The sequence below is a fragment of the Neobacillus ginsengisoli genome (assembly GCF_030813055.1).
Genome location: NZ_JAUSTW010000005.1, coordinates 326047 through 350015 on the forward strand (window position 1 = coordinate 326047; position 23969 = coordinate 350015).

Genomic DNA, 23969 nt, shown 5'->3' on the forward strand with positions numbered 1-23969 from the left:
TTTTCGAGAAGTTATGAGTCTATCAAAAAATTCAAGAATTTTTAAATTCTATACATAATGTCATTAGTTGATACGGATGAATTGCTACGGTCACATGATTTTTCTGTACTAAAGGTTTAGAATTTCGTTCTTGTCTTTCTTCATTTACATTAACAAGACTCACAGAATCTACAGATTTATTAGGAAAATACAACGTTGCACTCGTCTGTGCACCATCAGTTTCATATAGCCTGAGGATTAACTTATTTTTATCATCCTCTGCGATTTTAACCGCTGAAATAGCCACACTTCCTTCTAAGAGTTCTACAAAACTTTTAGATAATGGTTGTGTACCTTTATGGGCAACATCTGAAATAACGTTTAATGAATGATTATAATGATATGCATACTCAATCAAATCTTTATTCGATTGGGAAGAAACGATGCCAACCGCCAATTTAAAGCGATGAATTCCTTGTTCAGGATATGGGTCTGGATCAAATGAACTCCTGATTAAGGTTACCGACATTGAATGATCTTGGCCACGAAAACCGTACTTGCTGTCAGTCAAAATCATTACGGAATTTTTGTCGCCTTGTTCGTTAACGCCTAACATCCAGCCATTTCCAGGTACATCCATGTCTAGTTCTCCACGATCAATGGAACCTGCCGGAACATCATATCTGTAAGAATGGCAATTGTATGCTATAGGTACATAAAAATTGAGTTGTGGAATACACGTTCCCTGTTTACCTATTTCATGCCAATCACATTCTACATGATAATCCAGACGTGCTTTACCATGGTCCAAGGTGACTTCAACTTTTAGACTAGAGTTTTCAAATTCCATTTCGTATTGGATACCCTCTCTTAAGTTGTTCGAACGATTGGAAAGGAGTTTGATTTTAACGCTCTGATGTAATTCCCGAACATTCATATACCTCCCTACCCACCACGCGGTCATTCCTTTTTTATTGTCTTCCTCAATAAATCTAAATACGCCTGCAGGACGATTGGGGTCAATAAATTCTTCTCCGGTACTTTTATTGATCAATGAAACAATTGTCGCATTTTTTGTATGAAAGGTAACCTTGATCAAATCATTTTCCAGCACAAACTGGTCTACCTGATCAACACGGGGTTGTTCCGGATATTCAAGTTGTGTTCCATATTCTCGTTCAGACATGACATATGTACTATAGCCGCATGCCGGAACATGAACTTTGACCAGAACACGAATATAATCATGTCCCCAGTATTGATTAAATCCTTCATCGAGCAACTGATGATCTGTGATGTTACCAGTACCATCTTTGAAGACAATAGCTTTCGTATTTCCTTTCCAATCCCACACCGTCACTTCCACAACTTCTTGACGTGCAGTCGCAGAACTATTGAAAAATTGGAAGATACGAGTTTTTCCCCGACCTCTTTCTGCCCGCATGTTTTTAAATTCTTTAATTCCAAATCCAACTCCAGCCCCTTCAGAAACAGAATCAGCAATTGATTCATGAGCCGTAACTAATTCTGATGTATCAATTTGCGAAGCAATCTGACGAAGTGCTAAACTTTTGTTCGTATTAGCTATCGCCATTGTATTTTGAAATAAACCCATGGCATACTCCCTTGTGTCAACAATTCCAGACCCCGGGATAATATCATGAAATTGATTAAATAATACGTTTCGCCATGCCTTTTCAAATGAGTTCTTCGGATAATCCGAATGATCGGTCAATGTTGAAAGCGTACAAAATGTTTCTGCTTCATTTAATGTTGCTTCTGCAACTCGATTTGCCATTTTTATTCGACTTTGGGAGGTATAGCAACCAGTAAATATAAAATTCAGTTCACCCTCAACCTTTGGTAATTGCCCAGAAATCTTCTCAACCAATGTAAAAAATTCTCCGAATGTCCCAAACTGGATTTGCGGAAAAACTGGCCATGTATTCATATCGATGATTCGCTCAATATCGCGCCGAGTTGGACCGCCTCCATGATCGCCTACCCCGTAAACTTTTAACATTGTATCAATGTTATGTGACTGGCAAAATTCCGGTACGTAGAGTGCCATTGACGGATCGATTTCTGCATTGTACCATACGGGTTCTCGGTATACGGTTACTGAACTTCCTGAAGGTGCGTACCACCTATATAGATGATGACCTTCATAGCCGCGACAATGATAGTAATACTTTACGTTTCCGTTTGACAAAATTTCTGGCACGTTCACACTGTGGCCAAACGTATCCGGTTCAAAATCAATATTTAACGTTTGGGGATCAATTTCTAATAAATTAGAAAGGTAGCGTTTGGTATATAATAAATGTCGAGATAAACTTTCGCCATTTGGCATATTTTTATCCGCTTCTACCCAATGAGAAGCAGTGACTTCCCATCGACCCTCCTTTACTCTTTCCTTTATTTCTGCAAGCATCAATGGCGCGTACTCTTCAACAATCTGGTAGATTGATGCTTGCGATTGCGAAAATTTGAACTCAGAATATTCCTTCATCAGGTCAAGCATAGTCCGGAACGTTTCAATGGTAACCGCTACCGTTTCATCCCACGGCCACATCCAGTTCATATCAATATGGGCATGAGATGCACAAATCATTTTATATTCTTTCGCAATGGGTGAAAGCTTGTGAATATATTTTTCCGCCTCCAACGCCGTACCTTTTGTGATTGTTCCTTCCTCTATTACTTTATCAACCAGGAAACTTACTGTTGCTTCAAGCAGTGATAGATCCTCATGTTTATTCATTTTAAATAGTTGATTTGCATATTCAAGTTGTGATAGAATTCGTTCTCCCCAATAACCCTGCGGTTCTTGACTTTTTAAATCTGATAACTTTTTTTCAAATAAACTCATAGGATACACCCCTGCTTCCAAGTCATTTAATTACAATGTTCAAGTAAGTACCTTGATTCATTAAGCTACTTATTATAACTTCAATTAAGCTGACATATTAACAATTCCTTTGTATGCATAAATATTAATTACTGAAATTAATTTTTATCAAAAACAAACAAAATCAAATGAAAATGATAAAATTCAAACAACATAACCGAACTTAAAGAGTTTGTTAAGTACATCGATCCATTATCGATAATGTTTAGTTGTTGATTAAACATAAGAAAAGTCATTTGAAAATATCACAAATGACTTCGCTAATTCTCTATATCTGTAATGACTCATGGGATGCAAAAGACTCTCCGATTTGTTCTATTTCATGGTGCTATCTTGTGAAAGGGATATCCCATCCATAGACATGATCCTATATAATCAGGTATACAATTTTCAGAAGTAAATAGCTTCTCCTGTTTTAGAAGACTCATAGATAGCTTCCAAAATTTCAGAAACAACAACAGCTTGTTCAGGCAAGACAACAGGATCCGTATCATTCACAACCGATTCAATCCATAATCTTGCTTCCAGTTCAGCATCACTTTCAGCTTCCCCATTAAAAAAGGCAACTCCGCTAGTATTTAACATGACACTGTTCGTATATAAGCGACTGTTCTTTTCGCCGTTAAAACGCAAACCGTTGTCCATATCTGCTCCACCGAGCGTTCCGCAAAGTGTGCATTTGGCTTCTTTTTCATCAAGAATATTCAAAGCCCAGCTTGTTTCAAGAACGATGGTTGCACCATTTTTCATTTGGATCATGGCAAATGCAGAATCTTCCACCGTAAATTCCTCTGGATTCCACGAACCAAAGGCATTAGCAGCATTTTCCGTTTCTGCTAATTTACGATGTGACTTTCCCAGTACCACTTTAGGTTCGTAATTGTTCATTGCCCAAAGTGTCAAATCCAATGCGTGTGTTCCGATATCGATAAGCGGTCCTCCGCCTTGTTTTTCTTCATCCAAAAACACCCCCCAGGTTGGAACCGCACGTCTTCGTATGGCATGAGCCTTAGCAAAGTAGATTTCACCAAGTTCTCCTGCTTCACAGACTCCCTTTAAATATCGGCTGTCTGGGCGGAAACGGTTGTTATAGCCGACGGTTAATTTCTTACCTTTACGTTTCGCTGCTTCTACCATGCGCCTGGCATCAGCAGCTGTTTTAGCCATAGGTTTTTCACACATAACATGCTTCCCTGATTCAAGCCCCGCTATGGAAATGTCTGCGTGTGAATCGTTCGGCGTACAAACATGAATCACATCGATGGTGGAATCTTTCAATAGCTCCTTGTAGTCTTCGTATACTTTTGCATCAGGAGTTCCGAAATCAGCTGCCGCTTTTTGTGCTCGTTCAGCAATAACATCACAGAATGCCACCATTTCTACATTTTCTAATTTTGCAAGGCTCGGCATATGCTTGCCGCCTGCAATACCTCCACAGCCAATAATTGCTACTTTAACCTTTTTTGACATCAATGGTTCCTCCTCTTCATAATCTCTTATTCTCTAATTTACCTCAAAAAATTTTACACTTTTGTTATCGTCTCATTACTGATTTTCTAATTCAGAAACTACCACTCTACAACCTATTTCATTGGATAACGCAGAAACTTCGTTAATAAGAGTTAAATTACGTACATCCTCTCTTGTAATGGATGGTACAGCATCCCCATTTATTGCCTGTACCCATTGGTCCATCGCTGAATTCAATCGGGCTGGCAATCCTTCCGGAACGACCCATCCCTCTTTCGGTATCCGACTACTTTTAATACGAATTTGATCATCCTTGATCAGCAACGTTCCTTCCGTTCCGTAAACTTCAAGTTGAAACGGACTTCCAAAAGATAGAAATCCCGTTTCAATTGTTCCTAGTGCCCCTGATTCATACTCCACAAGAACCACTGCATTATCTTCAACTTCATAACCATTTGTGTGTTGAAATCTTGCTGTTACAGCTTTTGCTTTTCCTGCGAGCCGGTTCGTCAAATAAATCGGATGTGCCCCCAAATCCACTAAAGCACCACCACCGCACTGTTCACGGTTAAAGAAATGAGCAGGCAGCCATCCGGTAGTCTTATCCTGTGTAGGTACAGCCCCATTATGAGCAAGGCGGCAGCGAATTCCCGTCATACTTCCAATCAGCCCTTGGTCCACCACTTCCTGTGCATAGAGGTAGTAAGGTTCTGTTAATCTCGGTAAAGACACCATGAGCTGAACGTTTGTTTCCTCAACGACAGCAAAAATCTCATCACAATCCTGAGTGGAAAGTGCTAACACCTTTTCAGTAAAAATATGCTTTTTTTGCTTAGCCGCAGCAATAATTACTTCTTTATGTAGATTCGTAGGGGTGTTTACGATTACTGCATCAATAGATGAATTGGCTAGAACCTCCAGTAAATTCGGTTCAAATGGCACTCCCAGCTGTTCTGCCCACTCCCTGCCTCTTTTTTCATCTTCATCCCACACCATTTGAATAGAAAGTAACTCATTTTTTGTTGCTTGTTTTGCATAATCTTCTGCATGAACATGCCATTTACTTAATAGGGCTACATTAATCATAAACTTTATTCCTCCATTCTATTTTGCTACTACTATCTTATTTGTTAATCATCTTACCTTTTAGTAATATGTGACTTTTTCCCTCTCCTAAATGGGGAATATAGATAGGGAATTTTTTAGTTTTAATGGGAGATTTATTGGAGTTATTATAAACCGATTAGCATACTTAGCGGTTTTCCTACATATTAAGGCTGCAAGTTGAATTTCCTTTTACCAAACTTGCGGGAACGTACTCTTTTATATATGACCATTCTCCATCGACCATTTCTAATAGTCTCGTAAGTGCCATACTTCCAATTTGGTCTTCTTCTTGCTTTAGGTGTGTGAAAATAAAGCCTGTTAAAGTATTTCCTGGTTCGTCAAAACAAAGGATCGATATATCTTCTGGTACTCGGCGTCCGAGATTTTCTATAGCTCTCTTTGCCAGTAAGGCGATATGATATTCTAGAGCAAATAAGGCCGTAATTTCAGGGTGTTTCTTTAAATACTTGGTAATGACTTCAACATCTTGTTCAAGGGTTTCTCCAGGAACTGAAAGGGTACTCTTTAATTTCGTGCACCAGAAATCACGGTTTACCATTGAGTTTCGTTCAGCATAAGCCTGAAAAATCCCATCAAAACGGTCTTTAATTGTTGTGGTCTCAATCGTTCTTGGTGATAAAACACCGATTTGTTCATGGCCTAATTCAAACAAATAATTCATTCCCATCTTTGCTGCATTGACATTATCGGTGGAAATAGCTGTTGCAGCAACTCCTTTAAATGAACGGTCAATTAAAACTAATGGAAATTTATTCACCACCATTTTTAAAATTTCTGAGCTAAAGTGTTCTGCTTGAGCAGGATAAATAATCATTCCGTCAACTCCGTACTCGAGTAACTCTTTTATAATTTTCTCTTCTTTTTCGGGCAAACCGAATGACTGCTTTAAGATGATTAAACATTGTCCTTCCGATGCAATCTCAATACTTGATATAAGTTTGGAAGAATAACTATCGTCAAAATTTGTTACAATTAGACCAAATAAAGGTTTACGATAGGAAGTAGTTGGGGATATATTATTAACTTCTTTATATTGAGAAACAAACGTTCCCTTACCTTGTTGTCGATACACAATTCCCTCTTCAACTAATTTCTCCAACGCTTTCTTGCTAGTAATTCGACTAATTTTAAATGAGTTTGTCAGCTCTTTTTCTGAAGGAATCCGATCACCAGGTTTGTAAATCCCACCTAAGATTTCATGCTTTAACGATCGGTAAACCTTTTCATATAATGCTATTATATTCCCCACCCCCAAACTACCTTCTATTCCAAAAAAGGGGGCTCCCCTTTTTGGCATGTTTTCTACAATTCTATTTTGACAATGAACGTCTTAATCTCATATGGTTTAATGTGAAAAGAAAATTCCTCATTCTCTCTTTTTTCTGATATGCATCTTTCTAATAAGTCACTTTCCTGCCAAGATTTTATATTGAAATCACTCGTTATCTCCACTGTGCCTCGTTCACCGGCAAACTCATGTAATCGGATAATAACACAATCGTCGTTTTCTCCTTTTTTAACAGCATCCACCATAACATTCTGTGCGTTAACGCTAAACAACGAAAAACTTTGCGTCTGGCCTTCCACGTATGTCAAAGGATTATTTAGTTCCCATGCATGCTGGACCGTATTTCCTTCAAACCAGCTACCACTATGAGGCAATAAGGAATAGGTAAACAAATGCTCACCTTGATCAGCTTCAATATCTGGATAAGTAGCAGATTTTAACAGTGTAAGCCTCATCACATTATCTTTTATATCGTGTCCGTACTTACAATCATTTAGTAAGCTTACTCCATATCCTCTTTCTGATAAGTCAGCCCATTGATGACCGACTGATTCAAAGCGGGCGTAATCCCAGCTGGTATTCCAATGAGTTGGGCGTTTTACATTTCCATATTGAATATCAAACGTAGCCTCTGTTGAACGAACTTCTACAGGGAATGCTACCTTTAACAATTGATTTCGATCATGCCAGTCGATTTTTGTCTCAAAATCAATCCGCGGATTGTTCGCATACAAGACCATTTTCTGATTGATTCTCGAGTTTGCGTATGCCCATGAAAATTCTATCACACAACGAATGGGGCCATTTTCAATGACTTTGCTTTCTTGTAAAGCCAAAATCTCTTTCATTTTTTCTTGATAAAAAATATCGATGTCCCATGCATCATATTGCATCGGTTTATCTTCAAAAACCTGGAACACATTCCCACGGGCATTAGGAGCTAAAACATTCCTATAGTTTTGCCTGTCATATATTTTCGTTAGCTGCCCATTCTCATTCCACGAAATCTCATAATAGTTGGAAGAAACACTATTGCCAGAAACGTTGAAGGATGAAGCAGTTTCACTTGGTCCCTTTTCATAAAAAATAGAGCCTTTTCCTAGTGAAGGTACTTGATCTATATTCACGAGCCATTCTCCATCAGCCGTTTGTTGGGCTTCAAGTACCTCTCCTGTCTCCTTCTTCCACAATAATTCTCCGTTTGTTTTCGTGTTTATTTTAACTGTATCATTTCGCTTCCACGAAGAAGAATTATAAATTGTGATCGATTGCTGACCAGTATTTACTGCCAAGGATTGAGAAGCATTATTCCAAGAATGAGAAGCCAACTCATATGCTTGTGCATACTCAAGCTTACTGTCTTCATATACCTCTCGAATCGATGATCCTGGAATGATATCATGGAATTGGTTCCTCAGGACAATTTTCCAACTATCTTCTAATTCTTGTGCAGGATATGCCTCCCATTTTCCTGAAAGAACACTGTTAAAGGTAGTAAGCCATTCAGTTTCACGTAGAAGCAGCTCCATTTTACGGTTCATTCGTTTATTATATGCCTGAGAGGTATATGTTCCCCTGTGATACTCAAGATAGAGCTCTCCATCCCATGTATGAACATATTGGTCTGTTTTATTCACGGTTTCATGCAGGCGGTTAAAGAATTCATCTGTCCTGCCTGTCTTAACAGATGGCAACCCCGGCATCTTATCTAATTTTCTTCTCATTTCTAACATTTCACGATTAACGCCGCCCCCGCCGTCTCCATATCCATAGGAAAGTAATAACTCTTGGTTTACAGCTTTATCACGATATGCCTCCCAAATCCCCTTTACGGACCGTGGGGTAATTCGCCCGTTGTATGTATAGAACCAGTATTCATCCTCAGGAGTAGTGACAAAATGAGTTAAAATCTCTGTTCCATCGATTCCTCTCCATTTAAAGGTATCATGGGGCATTTTATTAAATTGGCTCCAGCTGATTTTTGTGGTCATAAATGTTTTAATGCCTGACTTCACCAAAATTTGCGGAAGTGCCCAACTGTATCCGAATACATCTGGAAGCCATAAATATTCACATTCCTTCCCAAAGTTTTCCCGGAAGAATTTTGTACCTAACAGCAATTGACGGACCAGTGATTCACCTGATGTTAGATTACAATCCGCTTCCAGCCACATTCCACCTTCCGTTTCCCAACGGCCTTCTTGAACTCTTTTTTCAATTTGCTTAAAAATTTCCGGATAATCCTTTTTAATATAATCATATAGTTGAGGCTGGGTTTGTAAAAAAACGTAATCGGGATATTGTTCCATTAAACGGAGCACCGTTGAAAACGATCGTGCTGCTTTTTCCCTAGTATGCTTCAAGCGCCACAGCCAGGCTACATCAATATGAGTGTGTCCAATAGCGATTACAGTAACAGGATAATTTTTCGGAATTTGCTCTATATCTTCACTTAATCCCAATTGTGCTTGATAGAGGGAATCATAGAAACTTCCTGTGCCTGGGTAAGACCAATCAACCGATAAGAAAGCCTTGTCTAATGCTTTTAATAAGGTTTGCCTTTCAGGCTGAGTCTCCTCTAAATACTTAACCGTCTCTAAAGCCGCCCTTGCGGTATAATAAAGATCATCTACCTTTTCATCAAGACATGCGATAAAAGCCGTTTTCAATTGGTGTTCCTGGATTGTCGGCTTACCTCCACCTTCAAGTCCAGACCAGAGCCTAAAACACAACTCAATTGTCGTGCCTGCTAATTTTCCATCTAAAAACACTTCCTGATGATTCATATCCACGCCTTGATAGGGCTCTCCATTAAGATAGAGCAGCGATTCAAATCCTGAATTTCCGCCTCCACCTGTTTTTCCGAAGTCAAATAAACCTAAGACGGTACGTCCCTGCCACTCCGATGGGATCTCCACCTTTACACGAAGCCATAGATAGCGGTCGCGTCCCTGCCAACGATCACCTACTTGAAAAGTTTGCCAAGTACCTTCAGATGGAGGACGCGACCCAACTGCCCCCTCTTCATCCTCCATTGATTGAAACGAACTAATGGAAACAACTTCTCGATACCGGTACCTATCTAATTCTTTGATACGTGCGGCTAATTTTTCTTCCGTCCAAAACATGGTTATCTCCTCCTAGAACCTTTATCCCTTGGTTCCACCACTAAAGTTAAATCCAGTCGACATGAATCGTTGTGAAATGATGTACAAGATGACAGCTGGAAGTGTATAGATAAACGAGAATGCGGCCAATTGTCCATATTGGACCATCCCGTATTGTCCGAAGAACTGATAAATACTTACAGATGCAGGTAATTTTGCTGGGCTTTGAATTAAAATGAATGGGACAAAAAAGTTACCCCAGCTTCCTGAAAAGGTAAAGATTCCAACCGTAAAGATTCCCGGAAGCATTAAAGGTGTTACCACTCTGCGTAACGTTTGCAATATGGAAGCCCCGTCTACCCAAGCGGCCTCTTCTAACTCCAAGGGAACAGCATCCATAAAGTTTTTCATAATCCAAATAGCATAAGGGAGAGACGATGCCGTCAGAAAAATCATGGTCCAAAAGATTGAATCCTGCAATTTGAAGTACACAAACATTTCATATACTGGAACCATCACCGCTGTAATAGGAAGTCCAGTCGCAAATAAAATCGTATACAAAAATGGTTTTTTATAGGTTAATTGATACCTTGACAGCGGATAGGCCGCTAGAGCAGCGATGATTACAACAAGAATTGCTTGACCTAATGAAAGAACCACTCCATTTGCAAAGGCCTGAATGTTTGCTGGATTATGGAAGATCGATACAAAGTTATTCAATGTCACTTGTTTGGGAAGTGCTGCTGTTAACGATGCATGATCATCAAACGAAGCAAATATCATCCACAATAGCGGAACGATAAATAATAAGCCTATGATAGTCAAAATGATGTATGGTATTATTCGTGCTGCTACATATCTGTTCCATTTCAAGGTTTTCACTAGATTCCCTCCTTCACCTTACAAATCAACTTTGGATACTTTGATGTAACCAACACTAAAAATAATGCCAATTAATAATAGAATTAGAGAAATCGCTGTACCATACCCCAGTTGATAACTTGAAAATGCAGCTTGATACATATAAATCGGAAGTGTTTCGGTCGACGTCCCTGGACCACCACCTGTTAAGGCGTAGATCAACGTAAACAATCCTAATGTTTGTAGTGTGATTAAAACCATGTTCGTCACGATTGAACTTCGAATCATCGGTAACGTAATACGCCATAGACGCTGCCAACCGCCTGCTCCATCAATCATTGCAGCTTCTTGGATTTCTTTTGGAACATCGCCTAAAGCCGCTTGATATACCAACATCGAAAACGCCGTACCATGCCAAATGTTCGCAATAACGACACTTACCATTGGAAAACTTGTCAGCCAATGAATCGGCTTGATTCCAAGCCATCCTAGCATGACGTTTGCTGTTCCTTGGTCATTTAAAAAAGCAAACCAAATGAATGCTACGACAATTTCAGGAGTGACCCAACCCGCAATGACCAAGGTACCGATAATACTCCGGAACCATTGCTTCTTCTCATTAATCAACAAGGCAATAATTAAGCCAAGCACCTGTTGTCCGATGATAGCTGATAATATCAAAAACACAATTGTATTGATGACGCTTATACGAAAACTTGGATCGGCAAACATAGAGGTGAAGTTTTGGAATCCAATGAACTGCGTATGTGCCGAGGCTGCTCCTGTTAACGACATATTCGTAAAAGCATAATAGAATGTAAGAGCAATAGGGAGGAAGAAAAAAACGAGCAACAAAAGCCATGTCGGTAGTAAAAACAAGGCAGCTCGGAATGAATCGTTTCCCTTCAGTTTTGAGCGCGATTTCCTTGTAACGGTTTTTTCAACGACCACTTCCATACCTTATCCTCCTTTATTGGAACGGCAACGCCGGAGTATTCCAGCGTTGCTTCGTACTCTAAATTATTTGGTCACGGTGTTACTTGCTCCTACAATACGCTGAACGTCCGCTGCATATTGATCCATAGCTTGCTGTGGTGTAGCTGCTCCTGTAGCAACGGACTCTACTGCCGTTTGAATGGCTGTAGAAACAGATGGGTATTGAGGGTTAGCTGGTCGGAAATGGGTGAATTTTGTAAACTGAGTTGCAGCGGCGAATGCTTGACCTGGTGCATTTGCATAGTCAGGATCTGCTGCGACGTCATTACGAGGCGATAGGTTCCCTTGATGTACGTCGTACCACTGATCATTTTCTTTGTTAACAGCGTATTCGATAAATTGCGCTGCTAAATCTTTATTTTTGGCCAATTTCGAAATGGAGAGTGCCCAACCACCAGACATGGAGGTAAAACCAGGTGATTGTCCATTTTGTGTCGGCATGGCTGCTAATTGATAGGTTTTTGTTCCATCTGGCCAAGCTGCAGCACCGCCCTTTTGCCAAGATCCCGGTACCCAGTTACCATCAAGAGCCATAGCGATTTGTTCTTTTGGCATCAATTGTTGGGATTCTGTATTTCCTGCCTGCCCATTCAACACTTGGGATAATTGCGGTCCTAAGCCTGTTGAATAGAGTGTGTGAATGAAATTGAGAGAATCCAAGAATCCTTGACTTTTCACAACCCATTTTTTAGAGGAATCATCATATAATGTGTCGTTTGTTCCGTATAGCAGCATCTCAAACGTTTGCATGGTGGTTGCTTCACCGGTTGCTTTTCCTACTTGTGCCCAAAACGGAATCACACCAGGGGCTTTTTCTTTAATTGTTTTTGCTGCAGTTAAAACATCGTCCCAGTTTTTCGGTGCAAATGGAACTGGCAGCCCTGCTTTTTTGAAGAGATTCACGTTATACCAAATCCCACGTGTATCCGTACTGTAAGGTACTCCATATACATTACCGTCACTACCCGTGCTTCCCGCTTTCATTGCATCGCTAAACTGCGACCAATCAGACCACTTGTTTACATAATCATTCAATGGAGAGAGGTATCCTGCGGAAGCATCTGAATTGATGAGGAAAGTATCTTCTGTAACAACATCGGGTGCGGTACCTTCAGATTTCATCATCAAATCGATCTTTGTATAGAAATCGTTTTCAGATGCTTGGATCGGCTCTAATTGAATGTTTACACCTTTGTGATCTTTTTCAAAACCGGCCTTTGCTTTTTTCAACCATTCTTCCGACCAGATTGGCGGTGCTCCAAATTGCTGATATGCTACTTTAATGACCTTATTATTCGATGATTGATTTGTGGCTGAACTTGAAGTTTGCTGACTATTTCCGCATGCTGTTAAAGCTGCCGCAGATAAAGGTAATGCTGTGAGCATCATAACTTTAAGGCCTTTTTTCCATACAGATTTCATTTGAATCCCCCTCATAAATTATTTTTCAAATAAGATGTCGGTGGCAGACAAACATCAATTCTAACCACTTAAAACCATTCAGTATTAAAGCCATATCAACTCCTTTTTACCATTTTTTATGTAAAGAAGGACTAGGTAGCCCTCTTTGACAAACCAAAATGCAATCGCTTTCATTTCTCTCGAAAAAAAAATTATACATCTGTACTTTAAAATCGAAAGGATCACTTAATATACCATTTATGTTTAAATATCATATTGACATATTAACATACTCAAATAGATATGTCATCTTTATTTTTCTAATTATCTAATTTTTTTGATAATTTATAATGATGTTGTCTTTCCTTCAATTAGTGAATAATCTATTATGTTCTTAACCTCTACACTATGATTCTTTATCTGATCAATTAATAATTCAATCGCTTTTCGTCCTATTTTCATTTCATCTTGCTTTATATGTGTAAAAAAATAATCATTGTAATGGTAATCGGGATGATCAAAACAGGCAATAGAATAATCATCAGGAATCTGTTTTCCCAGGGATCTCAAGACTTGCGCAATGACAAGAGCAATTCCGTATTCACAAGCAACAAACGCAGTGATTTTTGGATTTTCCTGTATAAATTGTTTTAATTTAATCTCATCTTCCTCAAATTCATCTAATTGCTGACATGATGTTAAGGTACTAAACAATTCCGTTAATATATAATTTGAATTTATCCCTAATCTCTTCTGAACATAAGCAGCAGTATATCCTTGAATTCTCTCTTCGATCGAGGACGTATATTCCTCAGGCGGAGAAATAAATGCAATGTTTTTATGCCCCAGGTTTAGCAGATAATCTGTTAGTTCTTGTGCAGCTGCTTTATTATCTGTTACTACCGAACAGCCAGGTATTCCTTTCAAATATCTATCAATTAACACCAACGGAAAACCATCCAAAACCAGTTTTAGCAGGTTTGCGGTATAATGTTGTCCACTTACCGGATAAACGATAATTCCTGCCACCCCCTGCTGCAAGAGAGAGTGTATCGCTTTTTCCTCTTCGTGCTGATCACCATATGTCAACTTAATGATTAAATGATATTTCATCTCAGAACAACGCTTCTCAATACTTTGTAAAAGCTTTTTTCCGTACCACTCTGAAAAAAAGTCAGGCACGATCAGTCCTATCAATCCGATTGGTTCTTCACTCGTTTCATCACTTTGATCCTGCAACATCGGTTGTTTTAACACTTCAAAATCTGGTAATGACGATGCTACAAAGGACCCCTTTCCGCGAATCCGTTCAATAAGACCTATTTGCGCAAGTTTTTCTAATGCCCTTTTGGATGTAATTCTACTTACATGATACTGATCTGCTAACTCTTTTTCTGAAGGAACGCGATTATTCGGTTTTAATTGTCCGGACTTAATCTGATTGAATAAATCAACAAAAATTTTTTCATACAAAGGTATATCCATCGTTACATCATCCTGTCAATAGAGAGTTGGTATATTAAATATATCATATTTTATATCATGTTATAAATAAAAATCACCTCTTATGTACTAAAAATACAGTTTGGAGAAAACCGATTTTGGTACACTAGAGGTGATAGAATAAACTGTTTTTAACAAATACAACTCTCTAAATTGCATACATATAGTTACATTCTGATTGTAGGAATATCAATTTCAACTTCCCTTCCAATAGCTGCGGACCGGAGAATACCATCGATAATAGCCTGGTTTATTAAAATTTGCTCACCAGGGATTGGAGCTTCTTTTCCTTCTTGAATCGCTACCACAAAATCTCGAACCTTTTCATAAAAAATATCAGTTTGATGTTTTTGAACTGGAATGGGACTTTCCGTGTGATGTCCTAAAATATCATGGAACATAGTGATCGACCCGATCCCACCGTCCCATACTCCGCTCCATGGTCCAGAACCTGCTGGTGTCACTTTTAATCCTGCATCCGTTCCTAAAAATAGTGTAGGACCGAGAGAGTCCATATGCATCGCCCAGGAGATTTTAAAGTTGAGTGCTATTCCACCCTCAAGTCTAATCAACGCCACACCAAAGTCTTCCACTTCAAACGCATCCGATTCTGGATGGTATTTCGGGTTCGTTCCAAAAAAATTGGAAGCATATGCAGATACTGTCAGAGGCTTTGGATAGCCTAGTGCATTTAATGCCATGTCAAGGGAATAACATCCTATATCAGCAAGAGCACCCGCACCGGCCAACTCCTTTCTGATAAACGTACCACCGGGTATCCCACACCTTCTCCCACCACCTGTTTGGATGTAATAAACTTTACCTAATTGACCAGATTGGATTACTCGTTTCAATTCCTTCATATTCGGATCATAACGAGGCTGGAATCCAATCGTCAGGATCTTTTCTATTTTTTTCGCGGCACTTACCATCTCAGTAGCTTGTTCAAGAGTGATAGCCATCGGTTTTTCCACTAAAACATGTTTCTCTGCCTGCAGTGAATCGATACTGACGCTATGGTGTGAATTATTGGGTGTACAAATACTGACACCATCCAAATTTAATTCTAGCAAGTTCTTATAATTATCAAAACCCAGAGCTCCCTTCAAATCGAATTTCTGGATAAACTCATCCGCCTTTCCAGGAATCACGTCTGCTATAGCCACGACTTCAACGTCAGCCATCTTTTTGTATGCAGTTACATGTTTACCGGCAATTCCACCACTTCCGATAATGCCAATCCGAACAGTTTTGGACATATGTTTTCCCCCATTTCATAATAATGAAATCAAAGTTCCTAGTAATTTGGTAAAATAGTGATTTAATCGAATCCTATGATTCTATTTACAATGTTTTGTTAAATAATTGCGAAAAGAGGGTAGGGCTCAACCCCTTTTGGAATATGAAGACACCATGGGTCTTCTTCGAACAAATTATCGCGCTTCACTTTCTGAAAATTCCCGTTCCATTCTAAACGAACGGCTCCCTCAAGAAGCAGGATAGCCGTTTCTTTTCCGCTGTCTAAAAGAACCTCTGCTTCTCCCTCTACCAAATTGAAAATGCCGATATCCTGCAGCATATTAGGATGCTTGTTAACCATATCTGTTATCGTGGTGTAGCCTTGTTTTAACTCCCCAAGCTTTTCATACATCTAGTGAAACCTCCTTTTCATGCCCAACACTTTGAAACATGTGCATATGTCGTTTTACCATTTCATCAGTTCCTTCTTTATAATCCGCTCGTTTCACGGATATATTGGCGTGCCTTTACTGCATATTCAAAAGGATTCGCCAAATGAGGATCCTGTTCAGCTTCAACTACCATCCATCCTTTATAACCAGCTGCATCCAATGCCTCGAACACCGGTTTAAAGTCTATGCCTCCGTCTCCCGGAACAGTAAATACTCCAGCTTTAACTGCTTGAAGAAAACTCAGTTTCTCTTCTCTGACCTTATTGGCCAAATCAATACGGACATCCTTTAGATGTACATGATGAATCCGATCAATATGTTTATATAAAACTTGTAAATAATCCTCACCGGAAAACACAAGGTGGCCGGTATCATAAAGAAGCGACACTTTCACAGGATCCGTTTCAGCCATTAGCCGGTCAATTTCTTCTGCCGTTTGTACCCCTGTGCCCATATGGTGGTGGTATACAATTTTCATATCCTTTTCAGCCGCCAGATCACCAAGATGTTGCAAACCGGTGGCTAGAAGCTGCCACTCCTCATCCGAAAAGACAGGCTTCCTGTCAAACAATGCGGTTTCCATTTGTCCTTGAATACTATTGCCTTGTTCAGAAACTACGATGACCTTTGCACCCATTTCAAGTAAAAAATCACGGTGTGCTTTAAAAGCTTCCGCTGTTTCTTCCAGCGGTCTGGAGGTTAAAAAAGCACTAAACCAAGCACTTGCGATTTCCAAGCCACGCAATGACAATGTTTTCTTAAGGACTGCAGTATTGCGCGGATACTTATTTCCAACCTCACTTCCTGAAAAACCGGCAAGTGCCATTTCGCTGATGCATTGCTCAAATGTGATGTCACCGCCGAGCTCAGGCATATCATCATTCGTCCAGCCAATTGGCGCAATCGCCAATTTTACTTGATTACCCTCAAACATGTATCTCCACCCCCTTAGTACGCACGCGCTTTTTCAATATTTGATTGTTTGTTTTTAAATGCTTTCAGGATGCTTTCTTTTTCCGATACTTCTGCCATCGCCCGTCATCGCATATACTTCTTTCTCCGGCTCCGCAATCTTTACAGCACCGTTCTCAGCAGGATTGGTTAACACACGCATTGCATTCAGCATGGTAGACATTAACTGCTTCGGACGGGTGACACGGTCCCAATACTTACTCACAGAACGAAAGGCATCATTTGTAATTCTAGCGGGTTCATATTCTCCCATCCTTTTCCCTCAAAAATATTATGTTATTGCAAACATTTTAACTAGGTTACTAGATAACAGCTGATTGCTGAACGTGCTTAAACTGAACAGGCAGACCGGTTTCAAGCGATTTTTTTGCTGCTTCTGCAATGCGTTGTGCCTGCAAGCCATCAAAGCCCGTACAGCTAATTGGCTGATTCTCGAGGATGGCATTAGTAAACTCCTTTACTTCGTCAATATAGGCCTGGGTATAACGTTCTAGGAAAAAGTACAGCGGTTTTCCCTTTGAAACATGGGCAGCAGTTGAAACCTCTACTGTATTAGCACGGTTGTTGTCCGCTTGCGCAGCCCCCTTTTCACCAAATATTTCCAGCCTCTGATCATATCCATAAACTGCACGACGGCTATTATCAATCACTCCAAGTGCTCCGTTCGCGAATTTTAAAGAAATAATAGCTGTATCAATATCTCCCGCATCTTCAAAAGCTTTATCCACTAACACAGCCCCGATGGCATTTACCTCCACGATCTCACTGTTCATGATATAGCGGGCCGTATCAAAGTCGTGAATGGTCATGTCCATAAACATTCCACCTGACGATTTTATATATTCAACACCCGGCGGTTCGGGATCCCTTGACGTTATTCGTAAAATATGTGGCGAACCAATATCACCATCTTTAACGAGCTGGCGGATTTTGCGGAAATTAGGATCAAATCGGCGATTAAAACCAACTTGAAGCTTTACACCCGCCTTTTCAACTGCAGCAAGTGCCTCTTCGGTTTCTTCCACGGTAAAACTAATCGGTTTTTCACAGAAGATATGTTTCCCTGCTGCGGCAGCTTCTTTAATAATGGCTGTATGTGTATTAGTCGGTGAACAAATAAATACAGCATGAATTTCGGGATCATTCAGGATGTCTTGATAATTTGTGGTTAACACTTCAATTTGTTTCTCTCTTGCCCATGATTCAAGGTGCACAATTGCGACATCTGACACACTTTTCACCCTGATATTGGGAATGTTTCTCAAATTGTCTACATGTATTTTCCCAATCCGTCCGGCTCCGATAATTCCTACAGTCAATGTCATTACTTTATCCTCCTTTTATGTATGGTAGAACAATAAAGTTAAGCGCTTTCTCTAGTATAATTATACATATTCTTATTTCAATCTCAAAATTATTTTGATTTTTGAAAAAATTTTAGTTAAGCGCTTAACCCAAAGCTAATGGAAAGCTTCCGTTACCATCGATCAGCTTTGTTTAGATGAATCTTTTTCATTTAAATCTCTTACTGACTCCCGCTCAACAATTGTTGGCGCAAGCATTATCCGATGCTTAGGAAGAGCGGGGTTTTCAATCGACTGCAGCAGTTGATGAATAGCATAATGAGCTAATTCAGAAATAGGCTGTGCAATTGTCGTTAAGCCTGGGTCCGTTATTTCCGCGTGAATCGTGTTATCAAAACCAATGATTGATAGATCATTCGGAATAGATATTTTTGCTTTCCGGGCTTCATTAATAAAAACCGCAGCAATTAAATCGGTAGAAGCAAAAACGGCAGTTGGCTTTTCCTCCAACATAAATATTTGATGGGAAGCTTTTTTCGCTTCTTCAATGATAGATTTTGATTGGATAACCAATGTGTTATCAATGTTAATTCCTTCATCAACAAGTGACTGAATAAAGCCGTCTAATCTCAATTTACCGCTGGCACGTTCGATTTCTGTGATAATGGCAATATTTCGATGACCTTTCTCTAATAAGTATCGGCCCGCAAGATATCCCCCTTTTAAGTCATCAGTAGTAACAACTTGTGAAGTTAAAGCTAGATGGCCAATTGAAAACATTAGGAAAGGAATTTTCCGATTGTTAAGCTTTTTCAGTACATTCAACTCTACTGGTTCAGTTGCTATGATAATGCCGTCAACTTGCTTTTTTATTAAGAGATCCAAATAGTCCTGCTCACGATCTCGATGATAATCTGTGCTGCACAATATCATCGAGTAACCCGTTATCCGAGCATTGTTTTCGAGAGCCCGTGCGACTTCAGCAAAAAAGGGGTTAGCTATATCAGGAACAAGTACACCAATTGTGAACGTTTTCTTTCCCGTTAACGCTGCAGCTACACTGCTCGGATGATAATCAAGTTCTTGCATGATATCAAAGACCTTTTTTTTCGTTTTCTCACTGATTCTTCCAGTATTATTTATTATTTTGGATACTGTTGCAATCGACACATTGGCTTCCTTAGCTACATCATAAATGGTTGGTTTCATGGTATACTCCTCTTCGTGATTGTTAGGTTCGTCTTCCTTCAGATTTTTAATTTAATTTTAAAACAACTATCTAAAAAAATGTACACGGTTTTACGAAAGTCCGAAACTAATGATCCCGAACGGGACATTAAAAGGCGGAGTCAGTAGTGAGTGAAAAATCTCACTACCGACTCCGCCTATTTGTTTTTGACTATCCATCTATAACACTCGACATACTGCGGGAGATGAATGTCACTTTATTTTTCAGTGTTGAATACAAATTTCCCCACAAGAGCCGCAATGATACCACCTAAGATTGGGGCAACGATATATATCCATAATTGAGAAACAGCTTTTCCGCCAGCAAATATTGCTGGTGCAAGGCTCCGTGCAGGGTTAACAGAAGATCCTGTCAATGGAATACCAAATAAGTGGACTAACACTAATGTAAGACCAATTACAAGTCCAGCTAAAGAGGCATTACCATTTTTACCTGTTACGACCATAATAACTAAAATAAAGACGAATGTTAATACAGCTTCAACTAAGAACGCACCCGAATATCCAAGCTTTTCAAAGCCATTTTGTCCTAGATTATCTATAGACATGTTTGATAATTTTAAAAAGGCTACTAAAATTGCAGTTCCTAAAAAAGCACCTAAAACTTGTGCTACTAAATAACAAAGAAGTTCTGAAGCATTTATTCGTTTGTTTACAAACATCGCAATTGACACTGCCGGGTTGATGTGGCATCCAGAAATGGTTCCGATACTATATGCCATTGCAACAAGGGATAATCCGAAGGCCAGAGCAATACCTAAAATACCAATTCCTTGTATTCCCCCACCTAAAACAATTGTTCCAGTTCCGAACAAAACCAGTACAAAAGTACCGATAAATTCAGCAACTCCCTTTTTAAGCATAATACCCCTCCTTACACGTAGTTGAATCGCATTTTTTCATTTGAATAGGGTAATTTTGTAGGCTTTTTAAATTTGGCTGTCCTGGATGCGTAAGCCATTTACGAAACGTTAAGATTTAAGTTATTGGTATCTTAGAGCTCTAAGTTACTATGAATATATGACATATATGAGTCATTTTAGACTTTTTTTGTGTCTACTTTTTTGATCTAATTTCAAATTACTTCTTATCTTAAAAGTGAGTAATATCAACATGTGCCAATACTGTAATACTTCTAACAAATTTCGCCAAGATAGGTTTTTTTAATTAGCTTATTAAATTTTATTAATATCATCGATTAGAACAATTAAAAAACGCTAAACTCAAACTAAAATTGAGTTTAGCGTTTTTCTTTTTTTGTATGTAATAGCCCACACAATTTCACTAGTTATGGCTGCTGCGTTCCCGCCCTGACCCGTTCTTAGTGTCCTCGTTGGACTATGACTCCGCAGGTAGGACTCGAACCTACGACCGATCGGTTAACAGCCGATAGCTCTACCACTGAGCTACTGCGGAATAATGGTTAGTTATTTTGCTAGCACAGAAATCTTTGGTGCGGGTGAAGGGAGTCGAACCCCCACGCCCTGCGGCGCCAGATCCTAAGTCTGGTGCGTCTGCCAATTCCGCCACACCCGCAAAAAAGTTGTTTTTTAATGATTTAATGGTGCCGACTAGAGGACTTGAACCCCCAACCAACTGATTCCTACCAATTGATCTAAACCGGCATAGTTAAGTGGAAATGACGGGAGTTGAACCCGTGTGCAAAGATATTGGCACTTATACATCTACGAGTATAGTCAGTAAAATTAGTTTTCGCCCACTTCTTTAGCCTACTGACAGGCATTGAAGCGGCTAGTCTGGTTATACTCTTCCTTCATCCTCAGACGGTGGAATTCGGCGTAGTCCACTTAGAATGAGTCCCTTACCCTACCACATGGACGATGGAGGGAGGAACCGCTAACGTCTGTTATTAAGCAGCGAAAGCGAAGTTGTTGTTTTGTTTGCCAGTTATAGGCTGTGACGTTTTTACGTGGCCGATCCCCACGACTCGCAATATAAGCTCAAACTATCCTTGTCGATACCAAGACATTCCCATAATAGAATGGCAGAGAAGAAGGGATTTGAACCCTCGCGCCGGTTGCCCGACCTACACCCTTAGCAGGGGCGCCTCTTCAGCCTCTTGAGTACTTCTCTGTAATAAAATCCATATCTTGATGTTCCGTTAAGAACTTACAAAAGAACTATATCATCTATCCAAATTGGAAGATAGCTGTAAATTTTGGTAGTTCAAAAGTCCTAATACTACTCCCCTTAGTTTGAGGATCAAAACAGATACCTCATTTTGTTCTACCACTTAAAACTGAAATTCAGGAAGTCTTTCATTTTACATCCGGTTCCTTATATGTATAGATGAATTGCTTGATTTGACTATTTAATAAAAAGGCAGCCTTTGTTGGAAGTTGGTGCTTCACATCCTGAATCCATATCAATTCATTTTGCGGTAACTTTTCATGCAATAATTTAGCATATCGATGAAAACCTTGATCTTTTTGTCCATAGATTAATAAAATGGGCTTATTTATATTTTTCAATTTATTTGTGCAATTATAGGACAAACTATACTGGTAATATTCTTCAATATTTTGGGCATTTCCCTTTTGCTCTTCCTTTACCATTTTCCAAAATGAAGATTTGGTTGAATTCGTCCATGCTATAAACAATGCTAATGCTGAAAGGCCTTTTAATTTTGTTAAGGTAATCGCTACTCTAATTTTATTTCTTAAGACCCAATCACTTACCTCAGACATACCACTAATCAAGATTCCACCTGAAGCTCGATCCGGGTTAGACAAAAGAAATTCAAGGGCGATTGTCCCTCCCGTTGAATAGCCGCAAATAAATGCCTTTTGAATTTTTAGATGATCTAATAAATGCTTCATATCTTCTGCAATCAAAGGGTAAGTTAAATGCTGTTTTGAAAAGGAACTTCTTCCATGCCCTCGAATATCGAAGGTAATAACCTGGAAATCCCTTGATAATTCCTTCATTTGGTTCTCAAAATTAAAATGAGTAAGTAACGGGGGATGGATAAAGAGTATAGGTGTTCCTTGACCTTGTACCGTAAAATAGATTTCACAATCATCCGCCATAATGAAGGGCATATATCCGATCACCTCAGCCGTAAATGAGTTTCTAAGTTATGTTGACAACTATTTTTATGATTCCATAATTTTTCCCTTTTATTATGAAAGATTTTAAAAATATTTAATTGGAGTTTTTCTGTTATATTTTCGGGAACATAGTTGAATCACTATGTATTAGTCAAAGATTACACCGGAAAACTAAGAACGTAATTCTTAAAATAAACCCTTAATCTGAACGATCATTAAGATTCAAAACAAACAAATTCCGTGTTGATATGTTGAAATGATTCGGATGTTTCAGCTTAGCATTTTCCCCAAAATGTGTTATACAAATCAACTGTCAAGGAGGGATTTTTTATGCATAAGGATTTATGTATCATTATTCATGGATTCGCAGGAAACCCATGGGAAATAGAGCCATTGGCACATGCCTTAGAAAGTTTGGGCTACGAAGTAATGACCCCCTTGTTACCTGGTCACAGGAGGAATAAAGAGCGGATGGAAAAAGCTACTGCGTTGGATTGGTTACAAATGATTGAAAAAATCGTTAAACACGCAATTGAAGAAAACAAAAAGATTCATTTGATTGGTTTTTCGATGGGGGCAATGATCGCTTCTATTATGGCTTATCGTTATCAAATATCCACCCTGGTATTGCTTTCTCCAGCAGTATACGTGCTTACACCATACTTATTAAAAATGAAGCTCGAACAATTTTTTCGCCATACTAGAACTAAAGAGAATCGTTTATTATCCGGTCAAAGGATTCTCAAGAATCCTTCATTCATTCGTTCTACTCCTCTTTATAATCTGTTTCAATTTCAAAAAATCGTCCGAGAAGCGAAAATGATTTTCCAGCATATCTCTATACCGATTTGTATCATTCATGGTCAAAAGGATGAGACAATAGACCCGAAAAGTTCTGAATTAATATATCGTGTTGTTTCATCAAAAGAAAAAGAGTTACATTATCTTCCGCATTCAAAGCACCACATTTGCCAGGATTGCGAAGTTGACACTGTAATTCAACTAGTTACAAAGTTTTTAGAAAAATATCATTAAACTT

The 23969-nt window shown here is 39.1% G+C and carries 18 protein-coding genes, 4 tRNA genes and 2 other RNA genes; 1 reads left to right on the plus strand and 23 read right to left on the minus strand.

What is annotated here, in order from left to right:
* Positions 1-31: 31 nt before the first annotated feature.
* The 23 genes from J2S10_RS17000 to J2S10_RS17110 all read right to left on the minus strand — a co-directional run bounded on the left by J2S10_RS17000 (position 32) and on the right by J2S10_RS17110 (position 22921).
* Positions 32-2851, minus strand: coding sequence for an alpha-mannosidase (locus tag J2S10_RS17000; protein WP_307409905.1), 2820 nt, complete (start codon positions 2849-2851; stop codon positions 32-34).
* Between the two features lie 429 nt (positions 2852-3280).
* A complete protein-coding gene (locus J2S10_RS17005; RefSeq protein WP_307409907.1) occupies positions 3281-4360 on the minus strand; it encodes a Gfo/Idh/MocA family protein in 1080 nt (359 codons plus the stop codon).
* A gap of 75 nt (positions 4361-4435) precedes the next feature.
* Complete coding sequence (locus tag J2S10_RS17010) at positions 4436-5446, minus strand: Gfo/Idh/MocA family protein (protein WP_307409909.1); 1011 nt, start codon at positions 5444-5446, stop codon at positions 4436-4438.
* Between the two features lie 178 nt (positions 5447-5624).
* A complete protein-coding gene (locus tag J2S10_RS17015) occupies positions 5625-6737 on the minus strand; it encodes a GntR family transcriptional regulator (protein WP_307409911.1) in 1113 nt (370 codons plus the stop codon).
* A gap of 53 nt (positions 6738-6790) precedes the next feature.
* Entirely contained in the window at positions 6791-9904 is a 3114-nt protein-coding gene (locus tag J2S10_RS17020) for an alpha-mannosidase (protein WP_307409913.1), read from the minus strand.
* A gap of 21 nt (positions 9905-9925) precedes the next feature.
* The gene (locus tag J2S10_RS17025; RefSeq protein WP_307409915.1) at positions 9926-10765 is read right to left on the minus strand and encodes a carbohydrate ABC transporter permease; all 840 of its coding nucleotides are present in this window, start codon (positions 10763-10765) and stop codon (positions 9926-9928) included.
* 18 nt (positions 10766-10783) lie between these two features.
* Positions 10784-11701 carry a carbohydrate ABC transporter permease gene (locus J2S10_RS17030; RefSeq protein ID WP_307409917.1) on the minus strand — a complete coding sequence of 306 codons (918 nt, stop codon included), beginning with the start codon at positions 11699-11701 and terminating at the stop codon, positions 10784-10786.
* Between the two features lie 63 nt (positions 11702-11764).
* Positions 11765-13162, minus strand: a complete 1398-nt coding sequence (locus J2S10_RS17035) for an extracellular solute-binding protein (protein ID WP_307409919.1) — start codon at positions 13160-13162, stop codon at positions 11765-11767.
* A 324-nt stretch (positions 13163-13486) separates the two neighbouring features.
* Complete coding sequence (locus tag J2S10_RS17040) at positions 13487-14626, minus strand: GntR family transcriptional regulator (RefSeq protein WP_307409921.1); 1140 nt, start codon at positions 14624-14626, stop codon at positions 13487-13489.
* 185 nt (positions 14627-14811) lie between these two features.
* Positions 14812-15903: a Gfo/Idh/MocA family protein gene (locus tag J2S10_RS17045; RefSeq protein ID WP_307409922.1), complete on the minus strand. Its 1092-nt coding sequence runs from the start codon at positions 15901-15903 to the stop codon at positions 14812-14814.
* A 98-nt stretch (positions 15904-16001) separates the two neighbouring features.
* Complete coding sequence (locus J2S10_RS17050) at positions 16002-16295, minus strand: 5-deoxy-glucuronate isomerase (protein WP_307409925.1); 294 nt, start codon at positions 16293-16295, stop codon at positions 16002-16004.
* A 77-nt stretch (positions 16296-16372) separates the two neighbouring features.
* Entirely contained in the window at positions 16373-17269 is an 897-nt protein-coding gene (iolE, locus tag J2S10_RS17055; protein ID WP_307409927.1) for a myo-inosose-2 dehydratase, read from the minus strand.
* A 54-nt stretch (positions 17270-17323) separates the two neighbouring features.
* Positions 17324-17560 (minus strand): hypothetical protein, encoded by a 237-nt coding sequence (locus J2S10_RS17060; RefSeq protein ID WP_307410068.1) that lies wholly within the window; start codon positions 17558-17560, stop codon positions 17324-17326.
* A 49-nt stretch (positions 17561-17609) separates the two neighbouring features.
* Complete coding sequence (gene iolG, locus J2S10_RS17065) at positions 17610-18632, minus strand: inositol 2-dehydrogenase (protein ID WP_307409929.1); 1023 nt, start codon at positions 18630-18632, stop codon at positions 17610-17612.
* Between the two features lie 162 nt (positions 18633-18794).
* Complete coding sequence (locus J2S10_RS17070) at positions 18795-19820, minus strand: LacI family DNA-binding transcriptional regulator (protein ID WP_307409930.1); 1026 nt, start codon at positions 19818-19820, stop codon at positions 18795-18797.
* Positions 19821-20056: 236 nt separating this feature from the next.
* Positions 20057-20722, minus strand: a complete 666-nt coding sequence (locus J2S10_RS17075; protein WP_307409932.1) for an MIP/aquaporin family protein — start codon at positions 20720-20722, stop codon at positions 20057-20059.
* Positions 20723-21119: 397 nt separating this feature from the next.
* An RNA gene (gene ffs / locus J2S10_RS17080) (signal recognition particle sRNA small type) lies at positions 21120-21204 on the minus strand.
* Positions 21204-21275 (minus strand) — tRNA-Asn (locus tag J2S10_RS17085). The genes ffs and J2S10_RS17085 overlap by 1 nt, the downstream gene beginning before the upstream one ends.
* A gap of 35 nt (positions 21276-21310) precedes the next feature.
* Positions 21311-21395, minus strand: a tRNA-Leu gene (locus J2S10_RS17090).
* A 26-nt stretch (positions 21396-21421) separates the two neighbouring features.
* Positions 21422-21484, minus strand: a tRNA-OTHER gene (locus J2S10_RS17095).
* Positions 21485-21490: 6 nt separating this feature from the next.
* Positions 21491-21853, minus strand: a transfer-messenger RNA (tmRNA) gene (gene ssrA, locus J2S10_RS17100).
* A 9-nt stretch (positions 21854-21862) separates the two neighbouring features.
* Positions 21863-21953, minus strand: a tRNA-Ser gene (locus tag J2S10_RS17105).
* A gap of 185 nt (positions 21954-22138) precedes the next feature.
* Positions 22139-22921 carry an alpha/beta fold hydrolase gene (locus J2S10_RS17110; protein ID WP_307409934.1) on the minus strand — a complete coding sequence of 261 codons (783 nt, stop codon included), beginning with the start codon at positions 22919-22921 and terminating at the stop codon, positions 22139-22141.
* Between the two features lie 339 nt (positions 22922-23260).
* Between J2S10_RS17110 and J2S10_RS17115 the strand changes: the two genes are divergently transcribed.
* Positions 23261-23965, plus strand: coding sequence for an alpha/beta hydrolase (locus J2S10_RS17115; RefSeq protein WP_307409936.1), 705 nt, complete (start codon positions 23261-23263; stop codon positions 23963-23965).
* The last annotated feature ends 4 nt before the right edge of the window (positions 23966-23969 follow it).

Bases quoted from the DNA above. Each gene is read 5' to 3' on its own strand.
- J2S10_RS17110 (WP_307409934.1), bottom strand. From the start codon at position 22,921: ATGCCCTTCATTATGGCGGATGATTGTGAAATCTATTTTACGGTACAA.
- J2S10_RS17035 (WP_307409919.1), bottom strand. From the start codon at position 13,162: ATGAAATCTGTATGGAAAAAAGGCCTTAAAGTTATGATGCTCACAGCA.
- iolE (WP_307409927.1), bottom strand. From the start codon at position 17,269: ATGTTTGAGGGTAATCAAGTAAAATTGGCGATTGCGCCAATTGGCTGG.
- J2S10_RS17040 (WP_307409921.1), bottom strand. From the start codon at position 14,626: ATGGATATACCTTTGTATGAAAAAATTTTTGTTGATTTATTCAATCAG.
- J2S10_RS17075 (WP_307409932.1), bottom strand. From the start codon at position 20,722: ATGCTTAAAAAGGGAGTTGCTGAATTTATCGGTACTTTTGTACTGGTT.
- J2S10_RS17060 (WP_307410068.1), bottom strand. From the start codon at position 17,560: ATGGGAGAATATGAACCCGCTAGAATTACAAATGATGCCTTTCGTTCT.
- J2S10_RS17115 (WP_307409936.1), top strand. From the start codon at position 23,261: ATGCATAAGGATTTATGTATCATTATTCATGGATTCGCAGGAAACCCA.
- J2S10_RS17045 (WP_307409922.1), bottom strand. From the start codon at position 15,903: ATGTCCAAAACTGTTCGGATTGGCATTATCGGAAGTGGTGGAATTGCC.
- J2S10_RS17030 (WP_307409917.1), bottom strand. From the start codon at position 11,701: ATGGAAGTGGTCGTTGAAAAAACCGTTACAAGGAAATCGCGCTCAAAA.
- J2S10_RS17010 (WP_307409909.1), bottom strand. From the start codon at position 5,446: ATGATTAATGTAGCCCTATTAAGTAAATGGCATGTTCATGCAGAAGAT.
- J2S10_RS17000 (WP_307409905.1), bottom strand. From the start codon at position 2,851: ATGAGTTTATTTGAAAAAAAGTTATCAGATTTAAAAAGTCAAGAACCG.
- J2S10_RS17050 (WP_307409925.1), bottom strand. From the start codon at position 16,295: ATGTATGAAAAGCTTGGGGAGTTAAAACAAGGCTACACCACGATAACA.
- J2S10_RS17070 (WP_307409930.1), bottom strand. From the start codon at position 19,820: ATGAAACCAACCATTTATGATGTAGCTAAGGAAGCCAATGTGTCGATT.
- J2S10_RS17020 (WP_307409913.1), bottom strand. From the start codon at position 9,904: ATGTTTTGGACGGAAGAAAAATTAGCCGCACGTATCAAAGAATTAGAT.
- J2S10_RS17005 (WP_307409907.1), bottom strand. From the start codon at position 4,360: ATGTCAAAAAAGGTTAAAGTAGCAATTATTGGCTGTGGAGGTATTGCA.
- iolG (WP_307409929.1), bottom strand. From the start codon at position 18,632: ATGACATTGACTGTAGGAATTATCGGAGCCGGACGGATTGGGAAAATA.